Source organism: Nocardia wallacei (genome assembly GCF_029868745.1).
GTDB classification, from domain to species: domain Bacteria; phylum Actinomycetota; class Actinomycetes; order Mycobacteriales; family Mycobacteriaceae; genus Nocardia; species Nocardia wallacei_B.
This window is the reverse complement of the sequence record NZ_JARWOP010000077.1, coordinates 16,030-36,780: the sequence shown is the minus strand read 5'-3', so window position 1 is coordinate 36,780 and position 20,751 is coordinate 16,030. Positions and strand designations below refer to the sequence as shown.

Sequence of the window (20,751 nt, the reverse complement as noted above, 5' to 3'; positions counted from 1 at the left end):
CCCCCCCCCCCCCCCCCCCCCCCCCCCCCCCCCCCCCCCCCCCCCCCCCCCCCCCCCCCCCCCCCAAACCGATGAGGCTGGCCTGCGAGTTCGCAGGCGGCAGATCGTCCGGTGGTCGGCGGGTGCTGGGGTGGCCTACGGCCTACCTGCTTTCGCTATTGATGTGGTTCCGGGTGTGATGTGGTGGGTGTCACGCTCTTTCGGGCATCTGTTCAGGTGCGGGACACTCCCTGCTACAGTCGCCTCTGTGCAGCGCGTGTATTTCTGGTTTATCAAGCCGGCCCCGGGTGGGTCGGTCGGTGAACCGCGCTGACCTTCTCCCACCCCGAGCCGATGACAGTCCGGCTCGACGGGATCTTCTCGGTGGGTCGGCCTGAGAAAAGGAACCCACGATGACGATCGCAGCCGACGCCGACGCACCCAAGAAATCTGCCGACGTCGCCGATCTGGACGATCAGCGCACCCTGAGCATCAGCCCGCTGCTGTCGCCCGCCGACGTGCGGCGCGACCATCCCATCGATGCGGCGCTCGCCGAGACCGTGCGGGCCGGACGTGCCGCCACGGTCGACGTGCTCGATGCCACCGACGATCGCCTGATGGTGATCGTCGGCCCGTGTTCGGTGCACGATCCCGACGCCGCGCTGGACTACGCCCGCCGGCTGGCCGCCAAATCCGCCGAGCTGTCCGACCGGCTGCACGTCGTGATGCGGGTGTACTTCGAGAAGCCGCGGACCACGCTCGGCTGGAAGGGCCTGATCAACGACCCGCACCTGGACGGCACCTTCGACATCAACACCGGCCTGGGCCTGGGCCGGCGGCTGCTGGTCGACATCACCGCGCTGGGACTGCCGGTCGCGTGCGAATTCCTCGACCCGATCACCCCGCAGTACATCGCCGACCTGGTTTCCTACGGCGCGATCGGCGCCCGAACCGCGGCCAGCCAGGTGCATCGGCAGCTGGCCAGTGCGCTGTCGATGCCGGTCGGCATCAAGAACGGCACCGACGGTGATGTGCAGGTGGCGGTCGACGGCGTGCGCGCGGCGGGGGCCAGCCACGTGTTCCCCGGCACCGGGCTGGACGGGCGTTCCGCCCTGATCCGCACCGTCGGCAATCCGGACTGCCACGTGATCCTGCGCGGCGGCAGCGCGGGGCCGAACTACGACGCCGCCTCGGTGGCCGAGACCTGCGTCCGCCTGGACAAGGCGGCGCTGCCGCAGCGGGTGGTGGTCGACGCCAGCCACGGCAACAGCAACAAGGACCACAACAAGCAGGTCGACGTCGTCACCGATATCGCCGAACGCGTGGCCGCAGGCGACCGCAGCGTCGTCGGCGTGATGATGGAGAGCTTCCTCGTCGCGGGCCGCCAAGACCTCACTCTCGGCCACGCCACCGACCTCACCTACGGACAATCCATCACCGACGCCTGCCTCGACTGGGACACCACCGCTGCCCAACTCGACCGTCTCGCCGCCGCCGTCGCCACCCGCCGCGGCTGAGCTGTCGGCCGAGTCCCGCCGTCTGTCATCAGCGACGATCCGGTCGGCATCGATGTCGGCGGTCCACTCGAAGCATGTGGCACTTGCCACGTCGGCCATGTACCGGTCTGGGAAGTCCAGCGGTTGCGAACTGGCTCGCGACGAGCGGTCCACCGTGCACGAACATGGTCGGCATGATCGAGACGACTGCGGTGGCCGGTGTGGCGGTGGCGGCGCTCGGGCTGGTGCTCACGCCCGGGCCGAACATGGTGTATCTGGTGTCGCGCACCGTCTCGCAAGGGCGGCGGGCCGGATTCGTGTCGCTGGCCGGGGTCGCCGTCGGTTTCCTGGTGTATCTGGTGGCCATCGCGGCGGGGATCACGGCCGTCTTCGCGGTGGTGCCGGGGCTGTACATCGCGCTGAAACTCGCGGGCGCGGCCTATCTCGCCTGGCTGGCATGGAAAACCCTGCGGCCGGGCGGGATGTCGGCGTTCACGCCGTCCGACCTGCCCGCCGACCCCGCGCGGCGGCTGTTCGCGATGGGGTTGGTCACCAACCTGCTCAATCCGAAGATCGCCATCATGTACATGGCGTTGATCCCGCAGTTCGTCGTGCCCGCGCGCGATCAGGTGTGGTTGCAGAGCCTGTGCCTGGGCGGTGTGCAGATCACCGTCGCGCTGCTGGTCAACGGCCTGATCGTGCTCGGCTCCGGCGCCGTCGCCGCCTTCCTCGCCGGACGGCCGCTCTGGCTGCGGGCGCAGCGCTGGGTCACCGGGACGCTGCTCGGCGGCATCGCGGTCCTGCTCGCCACCGACCGCGCTCGGCCGATGCCCGCCTGAACTGCCGGCCTGAGCGGTCACGATCGCCTTCGAGACGGCGAGAAATGCCGTCCCGACCCGATTTGCGTCCGCAGAGGCCGGAGTCGACTACCGCGCGGCCCCGGTCGTCGGCGTCACGTGATGGGCATGCAGCCGCCGCACCGCCTCGTCCAGGGTCTCGTCCTGTTTGCAGAAGGCGAAGCGCACCAGGCGATTCCAGGAATCCTTGTCGTCGGCGAAGACGCTCAGAGGTACGGCCGCCACGCCCAGCCGCTCCGGCAGCTCGCGGCAGAACGTGTGGGCGTCGGCGGTGGTCAGGCCGGAGATGTCGGCGCAGACGAAGTACGTGCCGTCGCTGCGCTTCACCCCGAAACCGGCATTCGCCAGTGCCTGTGACAACCGAATCCGCTTGTCGGCCAGCCCATCACGCAGTGCCGCGACCCAGGGCAGCTCGTTTTCCAGGGCATAGGCGACCGCGGGCTGGAACGGCCCGCCGCCGACGAAGGTCAGGAACTGCTTGGCCGCGATCACCCCATCGATCAGCGGGGCCGGACCGCACGCCCAGCCGATCTTCCAGCCGGTGACGCTGAAAGTCTTCGCGGCACTGGAGATCACGACGGTCCGCTCGTACATGTCCGGCAGGGTGGCGATGCTGATGTGCTCGTGTCCGTCGAAGGTGAGGTGCTCGTAGACCTCGTCGGTCACCACCAGGAGGTCGTGCTCGCAGGCCAGCTCGGCGACCGCCTCCAGATCGGCGCGTCCGAGCACCGTCCCGGTCGGGTTGTGCGGCGAATTCAACAGCAGCAGACGGGTTTTCGGGGTGATCGCGGCGCGCAGGCTGTCCAGGTCGAGGGCAAAGCCGTCGCCGTCGGGTACCAGGCGGGCGGTGCGCCGGGTGGCGCCCGCCAGCGCGACCGCGGCGGCGTACGAGTCGTAATAGGGCTCGATCAGCACGACCTCCGCGCCCGGCTCGACCAGCCCGAGAATCGAAGCGGCGATGGCCTCGGTCGCGCCGACGGTCACCAGCACCTCGCGGTCCGGATCGTACCGGGTGCCGTAGCGCCGCGCCCGGTCCGCGGCGACGGCCTGCCGCAGCACCGGCATGCCCCGGCCGGGCGGGTACTGATTGACGCCGTCCGCGATGGCCTGCCGGGCGACATCCAGCATGGCGGCCGGTCCGTCACTGTCCGGAAACCCCTGCCCCAGATTCACCGCACCGTGCCGCACGGCCAACTCGGTCATCTCGGCGAAGATCGTCGCCCCGAAAGGGCGCAGGCGGGCAACGGTCGGCGTCTGCTGCATGTTCACCAAGGTAACGCGCCCACTTACCTCCCCGGCCGGGCAACGCTCTCCGACAGGGGCGGCCCCGCTGAGTAGCCGAGCTTCCGGCGCACATGCGAGCGCCGACGGGAGCACACGAAGGCAGGCCGGCCGGGGCCGGGGCGTTCAGTGGGGTACGCGGATGCCCTTCAACTTGGCCGGGTTCACCAGATCGTAAGCGCCTGAGACCGCACCGTCGGTGACGGTGAAGGCGAGGACGCGGGTGGGGGAGCCGGGGATGCCGTCGCGCGGGGCGCGCTCGTGCAGCAGCAGGCCCAATTGCCCGTTCACGTCGACGAATTCGGTCTCGACGCCGCTCGGGTCGGTGAGGTTCACGTCGTACTTGCGCAGCAGGCCGATGCCCAGGCGGGCCAGCTTCTCCGCTCCCGCAACGGTATTGAGCGCGGTGCGGGTGGTGCCGCCGGAATCGGCGATGAACACCGCGTCCGGATGCAGGGCGGCCACCACCTGCTCGAGGTCGCCGGAATACAAGGCCTCCAACAGCTTTTGCACCGCGGCCGCGTGCTCGGTCTCGGAGACAGGTTCGGGGCAGCGCGCCGCCGCCTTGCGGGCCCGCGTCGCCAGCTGCCGCGCCGCCTCGACGGAGATGTCGAGGATGTCCGCGATCTCCTCGAACGGGACGGCGAACCCGTCGTGCAGCACGAACGCCACCCGCTGCGGCGGGGTCAGCGACTCCAGCACCACCAGCGCGGCCAGTCGGCAGTCCTGCTTGCGGACCACGGCTTCCAGCGGGTCGGGCGCACCCGAGTGCCTCCGGGCCGTGACGATCGGTTCCGGCAACCATTGCCCCACATAGCTTTCCCGGCGCGCCGAGGCGCTGCGCAGCCGATCCAGGCAGATGCGGCTCACCACGGTGGTCAGCCAGGCGCGCATATCCTCGATCTCCGACTGCCGCGCGGTGGCCAGCCGCAGCCAGCTCTCCTGCACCGCGTCCTCCGCATCGACCACGCTGCCGGTCAGCCGATAAGCCACCGAGAGCAGGTGCGCTCGGTGAGATTCGAACAGATCAGCGAGCAGAGCGGCAACCATTGCGCAGATTCTACGGCGGTGGTATGGGCACCCCCGCCACTGCCCCCGCGAGCTGCGCCGACAGCGAAACGCGACACAGCCCACACGGCACTGTCGGTCCGGTCGGGAACAATGGACTCCGGCCCACAACCGAGGAGGTGCCGTGACCGAGGGACCACTCATCGTCCAGAGTGACAAGACCCTGCTGCTCGAGGTCGACCATGCGCAGGCCGATGCGGCTCGGCAGGCTATTGCGCCGTTCGCGGAGTTGGAGCGCGCGCCCGAGCATGTGCACACCTATCGGGTGACGCCGTTGGCGCTGTGGAACGCGCGGGCGGCGGGGCACGATGCGGAGCAGGTCGTGGATGCTCTGGTCAGTTTTTCGCGGTACGCGGTGCCGCAGCCGCTGCTGGTGGACATCGTCGACACCATGGCCCGGTACGGGCGGTTGCAGTTGGTCAAGCATCCGGCGCACGGGCTGGTGCTGGTCAGCCTGGACCGCGCGGTACTGGAAGAAGTGCTGCGGCACAAGAAGATCCAGCCGATGCTCGGTATCCGGATCGATGACGACACGGTGGCGGTGCACCCGTCCGAGCGCGGCCGGATCAAGCAGATGCTGCTCAAGATCGGCTGGCCCGCGGAGGATCTGGCGGGGTACGTCGACGGCGAGGCGCACCACATCGAACTGGACTACGAGACCAACGAGTGGCACCTGCGCGACTACCAGGAGATGGCGGCCGACTCGTTCTGGGCCGGCGGGTCGGGCGTGGTGGTGCTGCCCTGTGGCGCGGGCAAGACCATGGTCGGGGCCGCCGCGATGGCCAAGGCCGGGGCCACGACGCTGATCCTGGTCACCAATACGGTCGCCGGTCGGCAGTGGCGGCGCGAGCTACTCGCCCGCACCTCGCTGACCGAGGACGAGATCGGCGAGTACTCCGGCGAGCGCAAGGAGATCCGCCCCGTCACCATCGCCACTTACCAGGTCATCACCCGCAAGACCAAGGGCGAGTACAAGCACCTGGAGTTGTTCGACAGCCGCGACTGGGGCCTGGTCATCTACGACGAGGTGCACCTGCTGCCCGCCCCGGTGTTCCGGATGACGGCCGACCTGCAGTCCCGCCGCCGCCTCGGCCTGACCGCGACGCTGGTGCGCGAGGACGGCCGCGAGGGTGACGTGTTCTCCCTGATCGGGCCGAAACGCTACGACGCGCCCTGGAAGGACATCGAGGCGCAGGGCTGGATCGCCCCGGCCGACTGCGTCGAGGTGCGGGTCACGCTCACCGAGGCGGAGCGGATGAGCTACGCCACGGCCGAGCCGGAGGAGCGGTACAAGCTGTGCTCCACCGCTCGCACCAAACTGCCCGTGGTCGAGTCGATTCTGGCCCGGCACCAGGGCGCACCGGCCCTGGTGATCGGCGCGTACCTGGACCAGCTGGAGGAACTGGGCGAGCATCTGAACGCCCCGATCATCCAGGGCTCGACTCGCACCAAGGAGCGCGAGTCGCTGTTCGAGGCGTTCCGCAACGGCGAGATCCCGGTGCTGGTGGTGAGCAAGGTCGCCAACTTCTCCATCGACCTGCCCGAAGCGTCGGTGGCCGTGCAGGTTTCGGGCACGTTCGGCTCCCGTCAGGAGGAGGCGCAGCGGCTCGGCCGCTTGCTGCGCCCCAAACAGGATGGGGGGCAGGCGCATTTCTACTCCGTCGTGGCGCGTGACACCCTGGACGCCGAATACGCTGCCCATCGGCAGCGTTTCCTCGCCGAACAGGGGTATGCCTATCGCATCACCGACGCGGACGACCTGCTCGGCCCGGCGCTCGGATAACCGAGGCGGTTCAACGGAGAAAAAGCCTCCGCATACGTGTTAGGAATAGGACGTGCGACGCTTCGAATTCGCGGTGGACCGCGAACACGCCCGAGCGGTGAACGAAGTGCTCGCGGCCATCCGGCGGCTGCGGATACTGGCATTCGCCGCCGCGATCGTGCTCGGCCTCGGCACCGCCGGCTTGATCTGGTTGCAGCACCCGTACTCGTTCCTGCTGGCCGTCGCGTTCGCCCTGGGCACCATCACCGCGCTGTTCGTGGCGGTGTGGACGCCCTACCGCTCGCGCATCGAGAAGCTGTACGCCGAGGGTGAACTGGTGCCCGCGGTGGTGTCGGGCAAGCACGCGCGCGGGGTGACGTTGCTGGCACTGGTCAATATCGCCAAACCCGGCTGCGACCCGAGCTACGCGCTGATCACCCGGGTCGTGCGGGCTCTGCCCGGACACCGGCAGTGGCCCGGCGAGCAGGTGCCCGCAGTGACCGTGCGCGCCGATCGGGCGCCGAGTTCGGTCGGCGACCTGCGCCAGTCGGTGACGGCCATGCCGATCGCCTGGGGCACTCGCGATCCCGGCGTGATCACCCGGGCTCGCGCGGCCATCAGCGACGTCGAGTGGAAACTGCTGGCCGACAATCTCGATCTGGCCGAGAAGGTGCGGCGCGCGGATTCCAAGCGGCTGCTGCTGGATCCGCAGCAGTTGCCGGGTGAGCTGCGCGGCTGATAATCCGTGGAATCCGACCGCGGCGTTCCTTAGACTCGGCCGGTGATTCCCGCTGGCAATATCGCGGCGTTCCTGGTCGCCGCGACCGTGCTCATCGTCGTTCCCGGGCCGGGTGTGCTGTTCACCATCGGCCGCGCGCTGACCGACGGCAAGCGGGCCGCCCTGCTGTCGGTGGTCGCGCACTCCCTGGGCGTGCTGCTGGTGCTGGTGATGGTCGCGGCGGGGCTCGGCGCGGTGGTCGCGGCCTCCTCGATCGCGCTGACCGCCGTGAAGTTCACCGGCGCGCTCTACCTGATCTACATTGGCGTGCAAGCGATTCGGGAGCGCCGTTCGCTGCGCGAGGCGCTCGAGACGCAGGCGCGGCAGCCGGAGCGAACCCGCCGGGTGTTCCGGCAGGGCTTCGTGGTGGGCGCCACCAACCCGAAGGCGATCATCTTCTTCTCGGCCGTGCTACCGCAATTCGTGGACCCGTCCGGCGGTCCCATTCCGCTGCAGATGCTGGTGCTGGGCGGCATGTTCCTGCTGATCGCGCTGGTGTCGGACAGCCTGTGGGCGTTGCTGGCGGGCACCGCGCGCAACTGGTTCGCGCGCTCGCCGCGGCGGCTGGAAGCGGTCGGCGGCGCGGGCGGGGTCATGATCATCGGACTGGGCGCGAGCGTGGCGGTGACGGGCAGCAGCAACTGAGCGCACTAGCATCGAGCCTCGGTCGGCACGCCCGTGCCGGAAAGGGGTGGCTCGCCGCATGGATGCGTACGACTGGACGCGTTGTCTCACGGTCACGGCCCTGATCGCGGGTGCGCTGGCACTGCCCGGACACTCGTCCGCGCAGGCTCCGGCCGACCCCTTCGTGGGCGCCTCCGGCCTCGGCGACCCCTACTACCCCGATGACGGCAACGGCGGATACCAGGCCGAACATTACGACGTCGGGATCGACTACGACCCGCCCAGTCGGCGGCTCACCGGTACCGCGCGCATCGACGCCGTCGCGACCCAGGCGCTGCGCGTGTTCAACCTGGACTTCGCGGGCCCGGCGGTGTCCAAGGTGACCGTGAACAACCTGCCGGCCGGATTCGCCCGCAGCGGTGAGCACGAGCTGGTCGTCACCCCGGCGGTGCCCGTGCTGCCCGGCCTGCCGTTCACCGTCACCGTCGAATACTCCGGCATCCAGAACGACAACCGGGAAGGGGGCTGGACCGTCTCGCCCAGCGGCGGCGCTTTCGTTGCGGGCGAGCCGCATTCGGCCACCACCTGGTATCCGCTCAACGACACGCCGATGGACAAGGCGACCTTCGACCTGACCGTGACGGTCCCGCGGGAATGGGACGTGATCTCCAACGGCCTGAAGGTGCGTGACACGGTGGACGGGGCCACGCGCACCGCGCGGTGGTCGACCCGGCATCCGACGGTCGGCTACCTCACCACGGTCGCCATCGACCGGTTCGAGTTCCTGGAGCAGCGCCGCGCCAACGGCACGCCGCTGGTCAGCGCCTTCGCCCCGGATGCCGTTCAGCACCGGGAACTGGAAAAACGGCTGCCCGAGGTGCTCGACTTCCTCGAATCCCTGTACGGCCCTTACCCGTTCGAGAGCGCGGGCGGCATCTACATCGACACCGACCTGCACATCTCGCTGGAGACCCAGACCCGCCCGACCTATGCGCCGTGGACCAACCTGAACACCCTCGTCCACGAGAACGCGCATCAGTGGTGGGGCGATTCGATGTCGGTGCGGCAGTGGTCGGATATCTGCCTGAACGAATGCTTCGCCAGCTATACGGCCGACTACCTATGGCCGGAGCGCAAGGAGGGCGAGGACGTCGATGCCCAGTATCGCCGGACGGTCGAGACGTTCCGCGACGAACCCGAACGCTGGGAGACCCGGTTGCAGGACCCCGGCGTCGGAAAGGAATTCACCGCCGTCTACTACCGCGGACCGCTGTTCCTGCACGCGCTGCGCCGCACGATCGGTGACGACGTCTTCTTCCCGGCGATCGCGCAGTTCGTGCGGTCGCACGCGTACGGCAACGCCTCGATGCCGGAGTTCCGGCAGTTCGTCCAGTCCAAGACCGCGGTGAACCTGTCGGGTTTCTTCACCGCGTGGCTGGACGAGACGGCCGTGCCCCCGGAGGAATACCTGTACCCGGGTTCGTTGCGCGCCTGATCGGCTCACTCCTCGGGCACGCGGGAGCGCGCCTTCTCCACCCAGCGCTCGACCCGGTCCAATTGCCGTTCGGCCTTGTGCGCCGCCTCCTGGGCCGAGCGCTGCGCCGCCGCGGCGAAGCGCCGCTGTTCCTCGGCGCGTTCCAGTTCCGCGCGCACGGCGGCGATCCGGTCCTCCGCCTCGCCCACCCGCGCCGCGGCGCGGTCGAGGTCGGCCTGCGCCGAATCGGTTGCCTCGCGGGCGGATTCGAGGGCGGCGAGCGCGTCGTCGAGTTCCTGCCGGGCCGCCGCGTCGCGGTCTTCGGAGGTCTTCGCGCGACTCTGCTTCGGTTTCTCGGGTTCGGCGGCGTGATCGGGCACGGCGGCCAATTCCGGCGCCGCGGGCCCGAAGCCCTCGTAATTGGCCGCGGCGGTCAGCGTGCCTGCGCGCACGTGGTCGGCCACGGCGGGATCGGCGAGTGCGGCGTGCAGGGTCTGGCCCACCTCGCGCAGGACCGACTCGCTGAGCGTGCGGTCGTGCCCGGCCGCGAGCTGACCCGTCCTGCGGGCCACTGCGTTCACCACCTGCTGCCGCTGAGTGGTCAACTCGCGCAACTGTTCTCCGGACAATCGGCGTTGGGCGTCGCGCAGCGCGTCGCCGAGTTCGAGCAATGCGGTGACCTCCTCGGGCGCCTCGTGCGCCAGCAGGTTCACCGCCCACGCCGCCACGGTCGGTCTGCGCAGTTTGCCGATCGCGGCCGCGAGTTTCCGGTCCCCGTCGGCGCGAGCGGCTTTCGCCTGCTCATCGCGTGCGGCGGTGAACTGTGCGGGGTCGAGCGCGTAGAGCCGGCGGGTCGCCTCCTCGAGCGTCATGTTGCCGAGCGTAACGATTTTGTAGCCGATTCCGACCTAAGATCACGATCCGCGCGGCTATGGTGCGGGCAGAGCGTGAAAGGTGTCGAATGTGAACCTCTTCGAACTGCAGCTGCTGACCGGCTTTCTGCCGCGGATGCTCAACTTCAATCTGCTGGCCCTGTACGGCCTCGGCATGTTCCGCTGACCCTGCGGCATTTCTCCGCCCGGGGTATCCGTCACGATCGGCGTGAACCGTTGGGCGCAAAGGGTTTTCGAGTGCGACAGAGTTTTCGAGGGCACCGGGGTTTTCGAGGGCGCTGCGCCGTCGTCGTCCCGGCAGTACTCGCGACGGCCGCCCTGGCGGCGGGTTGTTCGGCCGTGCAGAGCGCGAGCCGCACCGACACCGCCAGGGCACAGGTCGGCGACTGCATTCACGTCATCGAGGGCTCGACCACCGACTCCCGGACCGAACCGGTCGACTGCGCGTCGGAGCGGGCCGTCTACACGGTGATGTCCACCTCGCCGACCCGGGCCGACTGCGGCCGCGAATATTCCTCCTACGAGGAGACTTTCCACGGCGGCACCACGGCGTTCCTGTGCCTGGCGCCGAATCTCAAGCCGGGCAGCTGCTATCACCAGGACCGCGACACCGGATTCGCCTACGCGGATTGCGCGTCCACGGCGGCGACGGTGAAAGTGGTCGCGCGCGTCGAGGGTCGCGACGACCCGTCCCTGTGCGAGCCGAACGCGACCTACCTGCTGCTGTCCGAGCCGAAAACCACGTTCTGCATGGTCAACCCGAAGGCCTGAGCGGACTTACTGATCGACCAGCGCCACCGAGGCGATGCGGTGCAGTACGAAATGCCGGACCGATCCGGTGACGGGGTCCAGGGCATCCAACTGCCCGCCGGCCACCTTCAACGGCTCCACCACACGCTGGCTGGCGACGCCCTGGGCATCGACGTAACCGATGTGCACCGGCCGCCGCACCCGCGCCGCCAGTTGCAGCAGGGCCATGGTGGCCGCGGTGCTGTTGCGGCTGCCGTCCGACCGGACCGCCTGCCCCGAACGGGCCTGTGCCGCTTTCTCCCCGGCCCGCAGCTCGCCCACCAGCAGCCGCAGCTGCTCGCTGTTGGGCGGGGTGGGCCGCCACGCCTGCCGGGCGTTGGTCCGGGCCGGGATGCGGGCCCCGCGCGGGCGCAGGTCGACGATCGTGCCCGACGAATCCTCACCCGCCGGAGCGAAACCCGCGGCGCGCAACTGCTCGAGCACCTCGCCGAGCGCGGCCTGCGAGATGGCCACGGTCGGGGCGACCGCGCGCAGCGCCAGCCGCTCGGCGACCGGGGTCACCAGCACCTCGGCGAGCAGCGCCGGATCCTCGCTGCGCACGAACGACTGTGCCATCCCGGCCCGCAGCCGACCGTGCCGGCGCGCGACGTCATCGATCAGGTAGGTCAGCGACTGCGGCACGGGAGTGCGCGAGTGCGCCGCGAACAGCTGGTGCAGTTCGGCTGCCGTCATCCCGGCGTCGAGCGCCCGCCGCACCGACGACTCGCTGATCCGGTACACCGTTGCCGCACCCGCGGATTCGACATCGGCCACCAGCGCGATGCGGCTCTGGAGATCCGCCACCAGCGGCCCCGGCGCGACGATCGTCAGATCCGCCTGCACGAGCACGTGATCCACCGGGTCCGGCAGGGCCGACTCCATCTCGGCCTCGGCGTCGGAGGTACTGCCGTGCAACAGTGCGCGCCCCGCCGAGGTGAGGGCCCCACGGCCGACGAGCCCGAGCGCGCCCGCCTCCGTCAGCGTGCGCTCGACCGCCTCGGTGCGGAAGTGCCTGCGCCAGCGCGGTTGCCGCCACGCCAGCACGCGCGCGATATCCGTCGGTGTCACGGCGGCTCCGGGCGGCTGCTCGGCCAGCAGCGCCAGCACGGCCCGCCGATCCCGGATCGCGTGCACATTGCGCAGCTCGAGCGAGAGCGCGGCCAGCGGCTTGTCGTTCGCGTCGCGCCCGCCGATCATCCACGGGAACCGGTCCAGCTCCAGCCACGCCTGGGCCAGGACCGCCCAGCGCCGGGCCGCCGGGCCGTCCAGCCAGCCGTCCGCGGCCGCGGTGGGGGCCCAGTAGTCGTCGACGGAATCGCCCGGCGGCGGCGGTTCCGGAGTTCCCTTGTCCAGCAGGCGCGCCGCCGCCAGTACCTCCGCCAGCAGGCCCACCCGGCTCTCCTCGATCCCGGTGTGTTTGGTGATGCGGCGCAGTTCGCGCACGCCCAGGCCGCCCGAGCGCAGCGCCGGCGCGGGCGCCTGCGCCAGCACCTCGATGATGTCGGCGCAGTGCCGCAGCAGCTCACCGGCCTCGGTCGCGGCGGCCGCGTTGGTGTCGGCGGCGGTGTGTTTGGCGAGTTCGGGTCGCGGCGGCCGCAGCGCGTGCGGGTCGCTGACCGGCTCGCGGCGCAGCACCTGGCCCACCGCGGGCGGCAGTTCGACGGTCTCCTCGTCGACCCAGTCGAGCAGCCGCACCGCCAGCAGGCGCTGGATCGGCCGGTCCGGCGGCGTGCCCGGCGCGGCATCGCGGGTGCGCCCCCGCGGACCGGTGGTCGCCAGCTTGTCCAGCAGCGCCCGCTCGGGAGAGCCGATCCCGGCCAGGGCCGCAACGATTTCCGGTTCGGTGAGCGCGTCCGGGATCTCGGTGGTACTGCCGAGTGGCCACGGCAGCGCGTCCTTGGCGGCGGCCACCAGGTACAGCTCGTCGGCGCCCCACGCGAGGGCGCGGGCGGTCAGCCGGTCGACGGCGGCGTCGACGGCCGTCCGCGCCACGCGGTCGCCGAGCAGCTCGTGCAGGCGGGCGCGGGGGAGCGGGGTGGCGTGGCGGTCCGGGACGGCCGCGTGGTGCACGGCCAGGGTCTCGATCACCGCGAAATCGAGGGTGTCGAGTTCGTCGGTGGCGCGCAGCACCGAGGCGCGCTGCTCGGCGCGGGCGGCCAGCACCGACATCGAGGACGGCAGCGGCACCGCCAGATCGGGGCGCAGTTCCAGCAGGGTCACCAATTCGTCGTCCGAACGGGCGGCCAGCCAATCGGCCAGCGACGCGACATCGACGGAACCGGTGGCTGTCGTGGAGTGCTCATCCCCGGCCCGGGGTGCGTCGTCGGTCGTGGTCATCCCATCCAGCGTACGGCCGGGCGCACAGTGCCGCTGGTCCGCCGTCGCACACGGCCGCGGCAGGCGGACGCGACCGATCGGTTCCATGCCAGAATTGGGCCGTGGTGAACAAATCGAAGAAACCTTATGTCGACAACGGCTGGCCGAAGGTCGCCAACGGCGACCACGCGGTGACCGAACTCTCGTCGACCCGTTCCGGTGGGCTCTCGCCCTACGGGGAGGACACCGAATTTCCGGTGCCTGCCGAAGAGGTGCCCTACGTGCACCCGCACACGGTCATCAACCGCTGACCGAATCGACGGCAAGGCCCCCGCACCGTGATGGTGCGGGGGCCTTGCCGTAAGGATTCGAGGCCGTAAAGGCTTCGGAGAAGGCTCAGTTGGGCAGCAGGCCCTTGTTCGCCGCGAAGAAATCGACCACCTGCGGGTCCAGCTTCACGCCGTTGGCCTTCGCGGCGTTCAGCACGTCGAGGGCGGGCTGGGGCACCTGGATACCCTGCGACTGCGCGACGGCGAGGGCCTTGTCGACGGCCTGGAAGACTTCCTGGCTGCGGTCGGCGGGCAGCTGGGTCTGCTGCGGGGCGGCCTCGGTCTGGGCCGTCGGGCTCCAGTGCGGTGTCTGCTGGGCGGGGGCGGCCGGAGCGGTGCGCGCCTCGGCGCTGCCGTTCAGTCCGAGACGGGAGGAGCAGGAGGGCCACGCGCCCCAACCCTGGGATGCGAGGACCTTCTCGGCGACCGCGATCTGCTGCTCGCGGCTGGCCTGGTTGGCGGTCTGGGCGTAGTCGGTACCGCCGTGCGCGGCCCAGGTGCCCTGCGAGAACTGCAGACCGCCCTGGTACCCGTTACCGGTGTTGATCCCCCAGTTGCCGCCGGACTCACACTGCGCGAGCTTGTCCCACTCCTGGTCGGGTGCCGCGGAGGCGTTCCCGGCGAGAGCGATACCCGCGCCGCTCACGATCGCACCCGTGACGGCGACCTTGGCGACGGTGCGGCCGGTGTTGGTCGGCTTGCGATGGCGTCCACTCATATCGGGTCGTCTTCCTCTCGTACGCGCCTGCGAGGTGAGCTGTCGGGTTCGGACTGAGAGGCCGTCCGGTCCCGGTGCACCTTGCGGTGCGGTGGGACTTCACCCCAAGGAACCGATCGGTGGCGATCGATCCCGCTTCCCTGCGTAGGGAACGTGGGTTCCCCGCCCTCGCCCCTGCTTCCGTCGGGGTCCGTACCCGCGGGGCGAGGCTCGGTGCGGCGGGCCGGTGGTTCCGGGACTGCTCCCGGCTGCGTTAGACCGTACGACGATTGCCGCGAAAAATCACCATTTGGTAACCGGCGTGTATGGCCGGGTCCCTATCCGGCGCAACACCTTCCATATCGCGTCTGTGCTGGTGAGTGCGGCGTGTCACGGTGATACATCGGTTGTGACCGTCTCGTGACCCTACCGTGATGTGACGAGAATCACATGTGTAGTGCGATAACGAACTGGGCATATACCGGTCGGCTACCGCGAGCGGCGGCCGGACCACAGTGCGAAGACCACCGCGAGCAGCAATCCCAAGGGCGTTCCGATCATCGCGACCAGATACAGCCACAGCCCCGGATCACTGTCCGACACGATCGGTGTGAGGAAAATGGCGACGACAGCCAACACACCGATCGCGAACAGACCCAGGGCCACGTACATCAGCGAATCGCCGGATCGGCGCGGTGGACGGTGCGGGGAGGACTCGGGCATTACTGCACCGTAAAACTGGTGTGCTCAGCGGATCGGCACCGGGGTAGACTCGATGGCAATCGCGTCCTGCATAGCTGTGTAGGGCGCGTTCTTTTCGCACGCAGACGAGTCCCGGAATCGATTCCGGGACAAGGGTTGTGCCCGGGAGGTCCGGGCATCGATGACGAACGGGTGAGCGCAGTGCCGACCGGCAGGGTGAAGTGGTACGACGTCGAAAAGGGCTTCGGCTTCCTTTCCCAGGACGAGGGTGAGGACGTCTATGTTCGGTCGTCTGCGTTGCCCAAGGGTGTCGAGGCGTTGAAGCCCGGGCAACGAGTCGAGTTCGGAATGGCGGCCGGGCGGCGCGGTCCGCAGGCGCTGAGCCTGAAACTCCTGGAGCCGCTGCCCTCCGTGCGCGGCAACCAGACACGCAAGGAGCCCGTGGCGCATCCGCGCCAGGCGCCCGACGACCTGCACGGGATGATCGAGGACATGATCACGCTGCTGGAGGCGAAGGTGCAGCCCGATCTGCGCAAGGGGAAGTATCCCGACCGCAAGATGGCGCAGCGGATCGCCGAGGTCGTGCGCGGGGTGGCCCGGGAGCTTGATCAGTAATTTGGCGCCGCCTTCGGCGTCGCGTGTTCGCGGCCCTGAGGCTCGCGTCGGAGTGGTCGAGACTCGCGCTTCGCGCATGCGTCTCGACCACTCCGACGCGAGCCGGCCGCGAACGGCGCTCGTAAGACTCGCGCGTGCGGGGTGGGGGGAGTGCGGAAGTGGCGGTGTCGGCTGGCCTCGGTGTCCGAGAGGTGTTGTGGGGCGGTGCTTCTCGGGTGGTGGCGGGAGCAGGCGCTCAGGTGGTTCGGATGGACCAGGCTTGGTAGGGGGCGAAGGATTCTGCGCCGGTTTCGTCTCGGGTGGGGACTACCAGTTGGACTTCTACGCCTGCCAGGCTCAGGTCCGGTTCGGGGTGGGAGGGGACGGTGATGGCGAGCGTGCCCTCGGGGTAGTCGCGGTAGGAGGCTAGGCGCTGGACTGCGGTGCCGTCGGGGAGGTCGTACTCGAGCACCATTACCCAGGGGGCGTCGGCGATGTGGCGGGGGAGCGACAGTTGCAGGGGGGCGCCGTCGGGGGTGTGCAGGGTGACCGTGGTGGCGCTCTCACGGCAGTTCAGGCCTAGTTGGCCGCTGGCGTCGGACTGCGTCACCGTGCAGAAGCGGTACGGCGGGACGGTGGCCGAGGCGCCGTGGGCGTACGCGGTGATCTCCGGTTCCGGCTCGTCGGCATTGCGGACCGCCACGGCCACCACGGCCGCGATCGCGACCACCACCACGAGTACCGCAGCCACCGCCAGCGCGAGGATCGTGCGGGTACCGGGCTTGGTCATGGCGTGGTTTCCTGTCGACTCGTCGGGTCAGTTCGAGGTGGCGGGACGGGCCGGGTCGCCGGGCATCCCGGGTACTTCCTGCTTCGCGTGTTGCGGCCGGTTGCCGCCCCAGCCGGGCAGCAGCGAGTGACCACGGTAGCTCACGTAGGTCTGGATCAATCCGATCGCCAGCACCGCGGTGACGACGGCGAAACCCTTCCAGTACACCGTCGGCAGCAGCACGCCGCCGGCGCCGCCGATCACCCACGCCAGTTGCAGCACCGTCTCCGAACGGCCGAAACCGGAGGCGATCGACTCCGGCGGCAGATCGTCCTGGATCGACGCGTCCAGCGACACCTTGGCCAGCGCGCTCGCGCCGGATGCCACCAGCCCGGGGGGCGCCCCCCGCCCCCAGCAGATTGTCGAGCAGCATCGCGAACAGGGCGACGATCGTGCACGCGGCCGTGCAGAGCACGACGATCAGCGCCGGGCGGCCCAGCTTCATGCGAGCGCCCGAGGCATTGCCGGTGAAGTTGCCGACCGCCGCCGCCGCGCCGACCACACCCAGCATCGCCGCCTGCTGCACGGGGCGGTGCTCGGTCGACTTGGCGACGAAGGCCACGTAGAAGGTGAGGAAACCGGTGAGCACCCGGACCGTGGCGTTGCCCCACAGCCCGGTCACCACCGCCCGTCCCAGCGGCTGGCGGCGGCGGCTCGGTTTCACCGGCTGCCCGTCCTGCGGCGCCGCGTCCTTCTTGTGGTAGCCGAGGGTCGCGGGCACCTCGCCCTCGGTGACCTCCACCCAGGACGGAATGCGCAGGCTCAGATACGCCCCGGCGGCGGCGATCAGCGCCGCGAACACCAGCGCGCCCGGCGACCCGGCCACCGCGGCGACCACACCGGCCACCGCGCCGGCGCCGAGCGTCCCGCCCACCAGACCGAACACCGTGAGCCGGGAATTGGTGCGCACCAAGTCGATATCCGGTGGCAGCACCCGCGGCGTGACGGCACTCTTCAGCACCGCGAACGATTTGCTGAGGATCATCATGCACAGCGCGAGCGGATACAGCGCCCAGCTGTCGACATTGAAGATCAACAGGAACGCGATCACTATTCGCACGGCGAACGAGGCGGCCAGCGCTACCCTGCGGCCGTGCTGCAATCGGTCCAGCAGCGGTCCGATGAGCGGCGCGATCACCGCGAACGGGGCGATCGTGATCAACAGGTACAGCGCCACCTTGGATTTCGACTCGGCGGTGGCGCTGGCGAAGAACAGCGTGTTGGCCAGCGCGACGGCGATGGCGGCGTCGAGAGCGAAGTTGGCCATCGTCGCGTACACCAGCGCGGTGAGTCCCGACCGGTCGGCGCCGTCGGCCTTCGCCGCACGCTGGAAGGAGTGGAAACCCTTCTCCGTCAGCTCGATGCTGCGCATCGCGACCACCCGGGTCACCGTCAACTTGCGCGGGACCCGTTGGCGGCCCTTGATTTTCGCGGTATCCGCAGGTGGCGGTGGTTCCGGCGCGGGCTGCGGCGGTGGATCCGGTTGCGGGTCCTGCGGCGGCAGGTCGCGGGGCGGTTGCCCGGCGGCCAATCGGCGCGTGACGAATTCGGGTACGTCGGTGTCGCCGCCGCGATCGGGCAGCGGCGGCTGCGGACGGCGGGGCGGGGCACTCGGGGGCGGCGGATACCGGTCGTAACCGGGATGCCGCCGATTGAGCGGATACTCCTCGCCGTCCCACGGACCCGGATCGGTTCCGGAGGAATCGCGGGAGGCAGCCACACAACGAGTCTATGGGGCGTCCCGCCGGGCCGTTCACGCCGGGACGAAGCGAACCTCGAACAGCGTCGGCCAGTACTTGCCGGTGATCAGGAACCGATCGGTGCCGGGAATCTGGGCGATCCCGTTGAGCACGTCGACACCGGCGCGCTCGGCGGGAGACAGCAGTCCGCCCGCGTCGATGTCGCCCAGCACCTCGCCGCTGTCGGGATCGATGCGCAGGATGTGGTCGGTGTGCCAGACGTTGGCGTATACGGAACCGTCTGCGGCGCAATCCAGTTCGTTGAGTCTCGCGTTGCGGTGGCTGGTGAGCCGGATCGAGCCGACCGCCGCGAAGGTGGCGGGGTCGCGGAAGGTGAGGGTGTCGCTGCCGTCGCTCATGACCAGGCGGTCGCCGCGGGTGCACAGGCCCCAGCCCTCGCCGTCGTAGTGGACGCGGCCGCGCTCGGCCAGGGTGATCGGGTCGCGGGCGAAGGCGGTTTCGTCCTTCCAGGTGAGTTGCCACACAATCGAGCCCGCCCGGGTGATGCCCTCACCGAAGTATTCGGCGGGCAGGTCGGCGCGCGCGGTGCGGCCCGCGTTCGTCAGGTCGGTGGCGCGGACATCGGAGCGGCGCTCGAGACCGGTGCTCTCGTAGAGGAGGCCGTCGTGGATTTCGAGGCCCTCGGTGAAAGCGGCGCGGTCGTGCGGGCGGGTCGCCACCACCTCGACACGCAGCGGCGGAGCGCTGTCCGACCGGTCACAGGCGACGGTTCCGGTGGCCACCGCGGCCAGCAAGATCGGTCCGGTCGCGGCCCACGCACGGCGTTTGCGCTTCATACGGCAAAATGTAGGACGTGAGCGCAGTATCTGTTTCGGAGTCCGGTGTGCGACCGATCCTCGCGGAGGCGGTCGACCTGGCTCGTCGTGCGCTCTCGGAGCTGCAGCCGACGGGTGTCGGCGAGCATCTGGGCGTCACCGCGGAAGACGAGTGTGCGGCCACGCACCACTTCGCGGCCACCCTGCCCGGCTATGCCGGTTGGCAGTGGGCCGTGGTGGTGGCGGCGCCGCCGGAGGCCGAGTACGCGACGGTCAGTGAGTCCGCCCTGCTGCCCGGGCCGGACGCGCTGGTTGCCCCGGACTTCGTGCCGTGGGACCAGCGCGTGCGCCCCGGCGACTTGGCGCCCGGCGATCTCCTGGCCCCGCAGCCCGACGACCCGCGTCTGGTCCCGGGGTATCTGATCACCGGTGACCCGGTGGTCGACGAGGTAGCCGAGGAGATCGGCCTGGGCCGCAGCCGGGTGCTCAGTCGCGAGGGCCGCGTAGAGGCCGCCGAACGCTGGTACACCGAATACGGCCCCGACACCGACATGGCCCGCGCCGCCCCCGCCACCTGCGGCGTCTGCGGCTTCTTCGTGCCCCTGGCCGGCGCCCTACGCGCCGCCTTCGGCGTCTGCTCCAACGCCATGGGCGCCGACGGCCACGTCGTCCACGCCGAATACGGTTGCGGCGCACACTCCGACACCGTCCTCCCCACCGGCGGCGGTTCCCCCCTCTACGAGGCCTACGACGACGCCGCCGTCGAAATCGTCCCCACCGCCCAACTCCGCCCCACTCCCGAACAGCAGCCCGAAGGGTCCGGGCGTGTCGAGGAGGCAGAGTCCGGGCACGACGAGCCGTCCGGAGATGTCGCGCGGTCGGGCTTTGTCGAGTCCGGGCGTGCTGAGCGGGAGGAAGCCGGATCGGTACAGAACGGTATCGCGCAAGGCGATTCCGTTGCCGGTGTCGAGTCGCCTGCCGTTGCCGAGTCGTCTATTGCGGGGGAGTCGCCGGATATCGATCCGGCTGCCGACACCCGGGAGGCTGCTGAATCGGCTGTTGCCGCTGGGGCGGCTGACGAGGGCGAGTCCAAGAATCGCGCGAGTTCGGTGACGGGTGCCTCGCCCGTGGAGACCACTCGCGAGGCGGCTTCGACCGTGGTGGACCCCGCCGATGCCGCGGCGGACACCAGCGCTGCGGTGACCGGCGACCGCCCGGAAACGGGCCGGGAGCCCGGCTTGGAAGCCGACGCCCAAGCATCCCTGTCCGCTGCCGACGAGCCCCGCCCCGCCCAATCGACCGATGTCGCCACGGCCTCCGAAGCCACCGAGCCTCAACCGTCCACGGTGGCGTCCCCGGAGGTCGCTGAGACCGTCCCGGACAACGCCGCGGGGTCGGATGTGGCCAACCCCCAATCCATCTCGCACAACGCCACTGAGGCGTCGGCGGGTGACGAGACTTCGAAGGACCCCGAGGCTTCGACGGACGCTGAGGCGTCGCCGAGCGCTGAGGTGTCGGCCGACGTTGAGGCGTCAGCGAGTGCTGAGGTGTCGGCGGATGTTGAGGCTTCGCAGGTCGCTGAGGTGTCGGCGGGTGCTGAGGCTTCGCAGGTCGCTGAGATGTCGTCAGGCGCTGAGGCATCGCCAGGGGTTGAGATTTCCGCAGGTGCCGAGACATCGGCGGATGTGGGTGCGGAAGCGACCCCCGACGCGGGTGACGCGGAATCCGAAACGGCGGCAATAGATATCGCCGCCACGGACAACTCCAC

Annotated in this window: 17 protein-coding genes, 2 pseudogenes and 1 riboswitch; of the genes and pseudogenes, 10 read left to right on the top strand and 9 right to left on the bottom strand. The window is 69.9% G+C overall.

Going from position 1 to position 20,751, the window contains the following annotated elements; translation table 11 throughout:
- Positions 1 to 392: 392 nt before the first annotated feature.
- Entirely contained in the window at positions 393 to 1,496 is a 1,104-nt protein-coding gene (locus QH470_RS05460; protein ID WP_280271153.1) for a 3-deoxy-7-phosphoheptulonate synthase, read from the top strand.
- A 173-nt stretch (positions 1,497 to 1,669) separates the two neighbouring features.
- The gene (locus QH470_RS05455; RefSeq protein ID WP_280271152.1) at positions 1,670 to 2,314 is read left to right on the top strand and encodes a LysE family translocator; all 645 of its coding nucleotides are present in this window, start codon (positions 1,670 to 1,672) and stop codon (positions 2,312 to 2,314) included.
- Positions 2,315 to 2,401: 87 nt separating this feature from the next.
- Here the strand turns inward: QH470_RS05455 and QH470_RS05450 are convergent, their stop codons facing one another.
- The gene (locus tag QH470_RS05450; protein ID WP_280271151.1) at positions 2,402 to 3,595 is read right to left on the bottom strand and encodes a pyridoxal phosphate-dependent aminotransferase; all 1,194 of its coding nucleotides are present in this window, start codon (positions 3,593 to 3,595) and stop codon (positions 2,402 to 2,404) included.
- A 144-nt stretch (positions 3,596 to 3,739) separates the two neighbouring features.
- The gene (gene sigJ / locus QH470_RS05445; protein WP_280271150.1) at positions 3,740 to 4,663 is read right to left on the bottom strand and encodes an RNA polymerase sigma factor SigJ; all 924 of its coding nucleotides are present in this window, start codon (positions 4,661 to 4,663) and stop codon (positions 3,740 to 3,742) included.
- 142 nt (positions 4,664 to 4,805) lie between these two features.
- On the opposite strand from sigJ, the gene QH470_RS05440 reads away from it, so the two are divergent.
- Genes QH470_RS05440 through QH470_RS05425 form a run of 4 tightly spaced genes read left to right on the top strand, consistent with a single transcriptional unit; the run spans position 4,806 to position 9,340 of the window.
- Positions 4,806 to 6,464, top strand: a complete 1,659-nt coding sequence (locus QH470_RS05440; protein WP_280271149.1) for a DNA repair helicase XPB — start codon at positions 4,806 to 4,808, stop codon at positions 6,462 to 6,464.
- Positions 6,465 to 6,516: 52 nt separating this feature from the next.
- Complete coding sequence (locus QH470_RS05435) at positions 6,517 to 7,182, top strand: DUF3239 domain-containing protein (RefSeq protein WP_280271148.1); 666 nt, start codon at positions 6,517 to 6,519, stop codon at positions 7,180 to 7,182.
- Between the two features lie 42 nt (positions 7,183 to 7,224).
- Positions 7,225 to 7,866: a LysE family translocator gene (locus tag QH470_RS05430; RefSeq protein WP_280271147.1), complete on the top strand. Its 642-nt coding sequence runs from the start codon at positions 7,225 to 7,227 to the stop codon at positions 7,864 to 7,866.
- A 58-nt stretch (positions 7,867 to 7,924) separates the two neighbouring features.
- Positions 7,925 to 9,340: a M1 family metallopeptidase gene (locus QH470_RS05425; protein ID WP_280271146.1), complete on the top strand. Its 1,416-nt coding sequence runs from the start codon at positions 7,925 to 7,927 to the stop codon at positions 9,338 to 9,340.
- A 5-nt stretch (positions 9,341 to 9,345) separates the two neighbouring features.
- Here QH470_RS05425 and QH470_RS05420 read toward each other — a convergent pair whose 3' ends face one another.
- On the bottom strand, positions 9,346 to 10,191 hold the full coding sequence (locus tag QH470_RS05420; protein ID WP_280271145.1) for a hypothetical protein: 846 nt from the start codon (positions 10,189 to 10,191) through the stop codon (positions 9,346 to 9,348).
- A 360-nt stretch (positions 10,192 to 10,551) separates the two neighbouring features.
- Between QH470_RS05420 and QH470_RS05415 the strand changes: the two genes are divergently transcribed.
- On the top strand, positions 10,552 to 10,983 hold the full coding sequence (locus QH470_RS05415) for an LppU/SCO3897 family protein (protein WP_280271144.1): 432 nt from the start codon (positions 10,552 to 10,554) through the stop codon (positions 10,981 to 10,983).
- A gap of 6 nt (positions 10,984 to 10,989) precedes the next feature.
- Here the strand turns inward: QH470_RS05415 and QH470_RS05410 are convergent, their stop codons facing one another.
- The gene (locus tag QH470_RS05410; protein WP_280271143.1) at positions 10,990 to 13,338 is read right to left on the bottom strand and encodes a helicase-associated domain-containing protein; all 2,349 of its coding nucleotides are present in this window, start codon (positions 13,336 to 13,338) and stop codon (positions 10,990 to 10,992) included.
- Positions 13,339 to 13,439: 101 nt separating this feature from the next.
- Between QH470_RS05410 and QH470_RS05405 the strand changes: the two genes are divergently transcribed.
- A complete protein-coding gene (locus QH470_RS05405) occupies positions 13,440 to 13,628 on the top strand; it encodes a hypothetical protein (RefSeq protein WP_280271142.1) in 189 nt (62 codons plus the stop codon).
- Positions 13,629 to 13,713: 85 nt separating this feature from the next.
- Here QH470_RS05405 and QH470_RS05400 read toward each other — a convergent pair whose 3' ends face one another.
- Together QH470_RS05400 and QH470_RS05395 are read right to left on the bottom strand one after the other, a co-directional pair.
- Positions 13,714 to 14,364 (bottom strand): transglycosylase family protein, encoded by a 651-nt coding sequence (locus QH470_RS05400; RefSeq protein ID WP_280271141.1) that lies wholly within the window; start codon positions 14,362 to 14,364, stop codon positions 13,714 to 13,716.
- Between the two features lie 9 nt (positions 14,365 to 14,373).
- Positions 14,374 to 14,560: riboswitch (cyclic di-AMP (ydaO/yuaA leader) on the bottom strand.
- A 272-nt stretch (positions 14,561 to 14,832) separates the two neighbouring features.
- A complete protein-coding gene (locus QH470_RS05395; RefSeq protein WP_280271140.1) occupies positions 14,833 to 15,066 on the bottom strand; it encodes a hypothetical protein in 234 nt (77 codons plus the stop codon).
- A 180-nt stretch (positions 15,067 to 15,246) separates the two neighbouring features.
- On the opposite strand from QH470_RS05395, the gene QH470_RS05390 reads away from it, so the two are divergent.
- Positions 15,247 to 15,660, top strand: coding sequence for a cold-shock protein (locus QH470_RS05390; RefSeq protein ID WP_280271156.1), 414 nt, complete (start codon positions 15,247 to 15,249; stop codon positions 15,658 to 15,660).
- 235 nt (positions 15,661 to 15,895) lie between these two features.
- Here QH470_RS05390 and QH470_RS05385 read toward each other — a convergent pair whose 3' ends face one another.
- The 3 genes and pseudogenes from QH470_RS05385 to QH470_RS05375 form a co-directional block, all read right to left on the bottom strand.
- Positions 15,896 to 16,429, bottom strand: coding sequence for a DUF2771 domain-containing protein (locus QH470_RS05385; protein ID WP_280271139.1), 534 nt, complete (start codon positions 16,427 to 16,429; stop codon positions 15,896 to 15,898).
- Between the two features lie 27 nt (positions 16,430 to 16,456).
- Positions 16,457 to 18,188, bottom strand: a pseudogene (locus QH470_RS05380) (MFS transporter).
- Between the two features lie 33 nt (positions 18,189 to 18,221).
- On the bottom strand, positions 18,222 to 19,004 hold the full coding sequence (locus QH470_RS05375; RefSeq protein ID WP_280271138.1) for a glutaminyl-peptide cyclotransferase: 783 nt from the start codon (positions 19,002 to 19,004) through the stop codon (positions 18,222 to 18,224).
- 17 nt (positions 19,005 to 19,021) lie between these two features.
- Here QH470_RS05375 and QH470_RS05370 point away from each other — a divergent pair.
- Positions 19,022 to 19,825 (top strand): annotated as a pseudogene (locus QH470_RS05370) (DUF3027 domain-containing protein); the annotation flags it as partial.
- Positions 19,826 to 20,751: the final 926 nt, after the last annotated feature.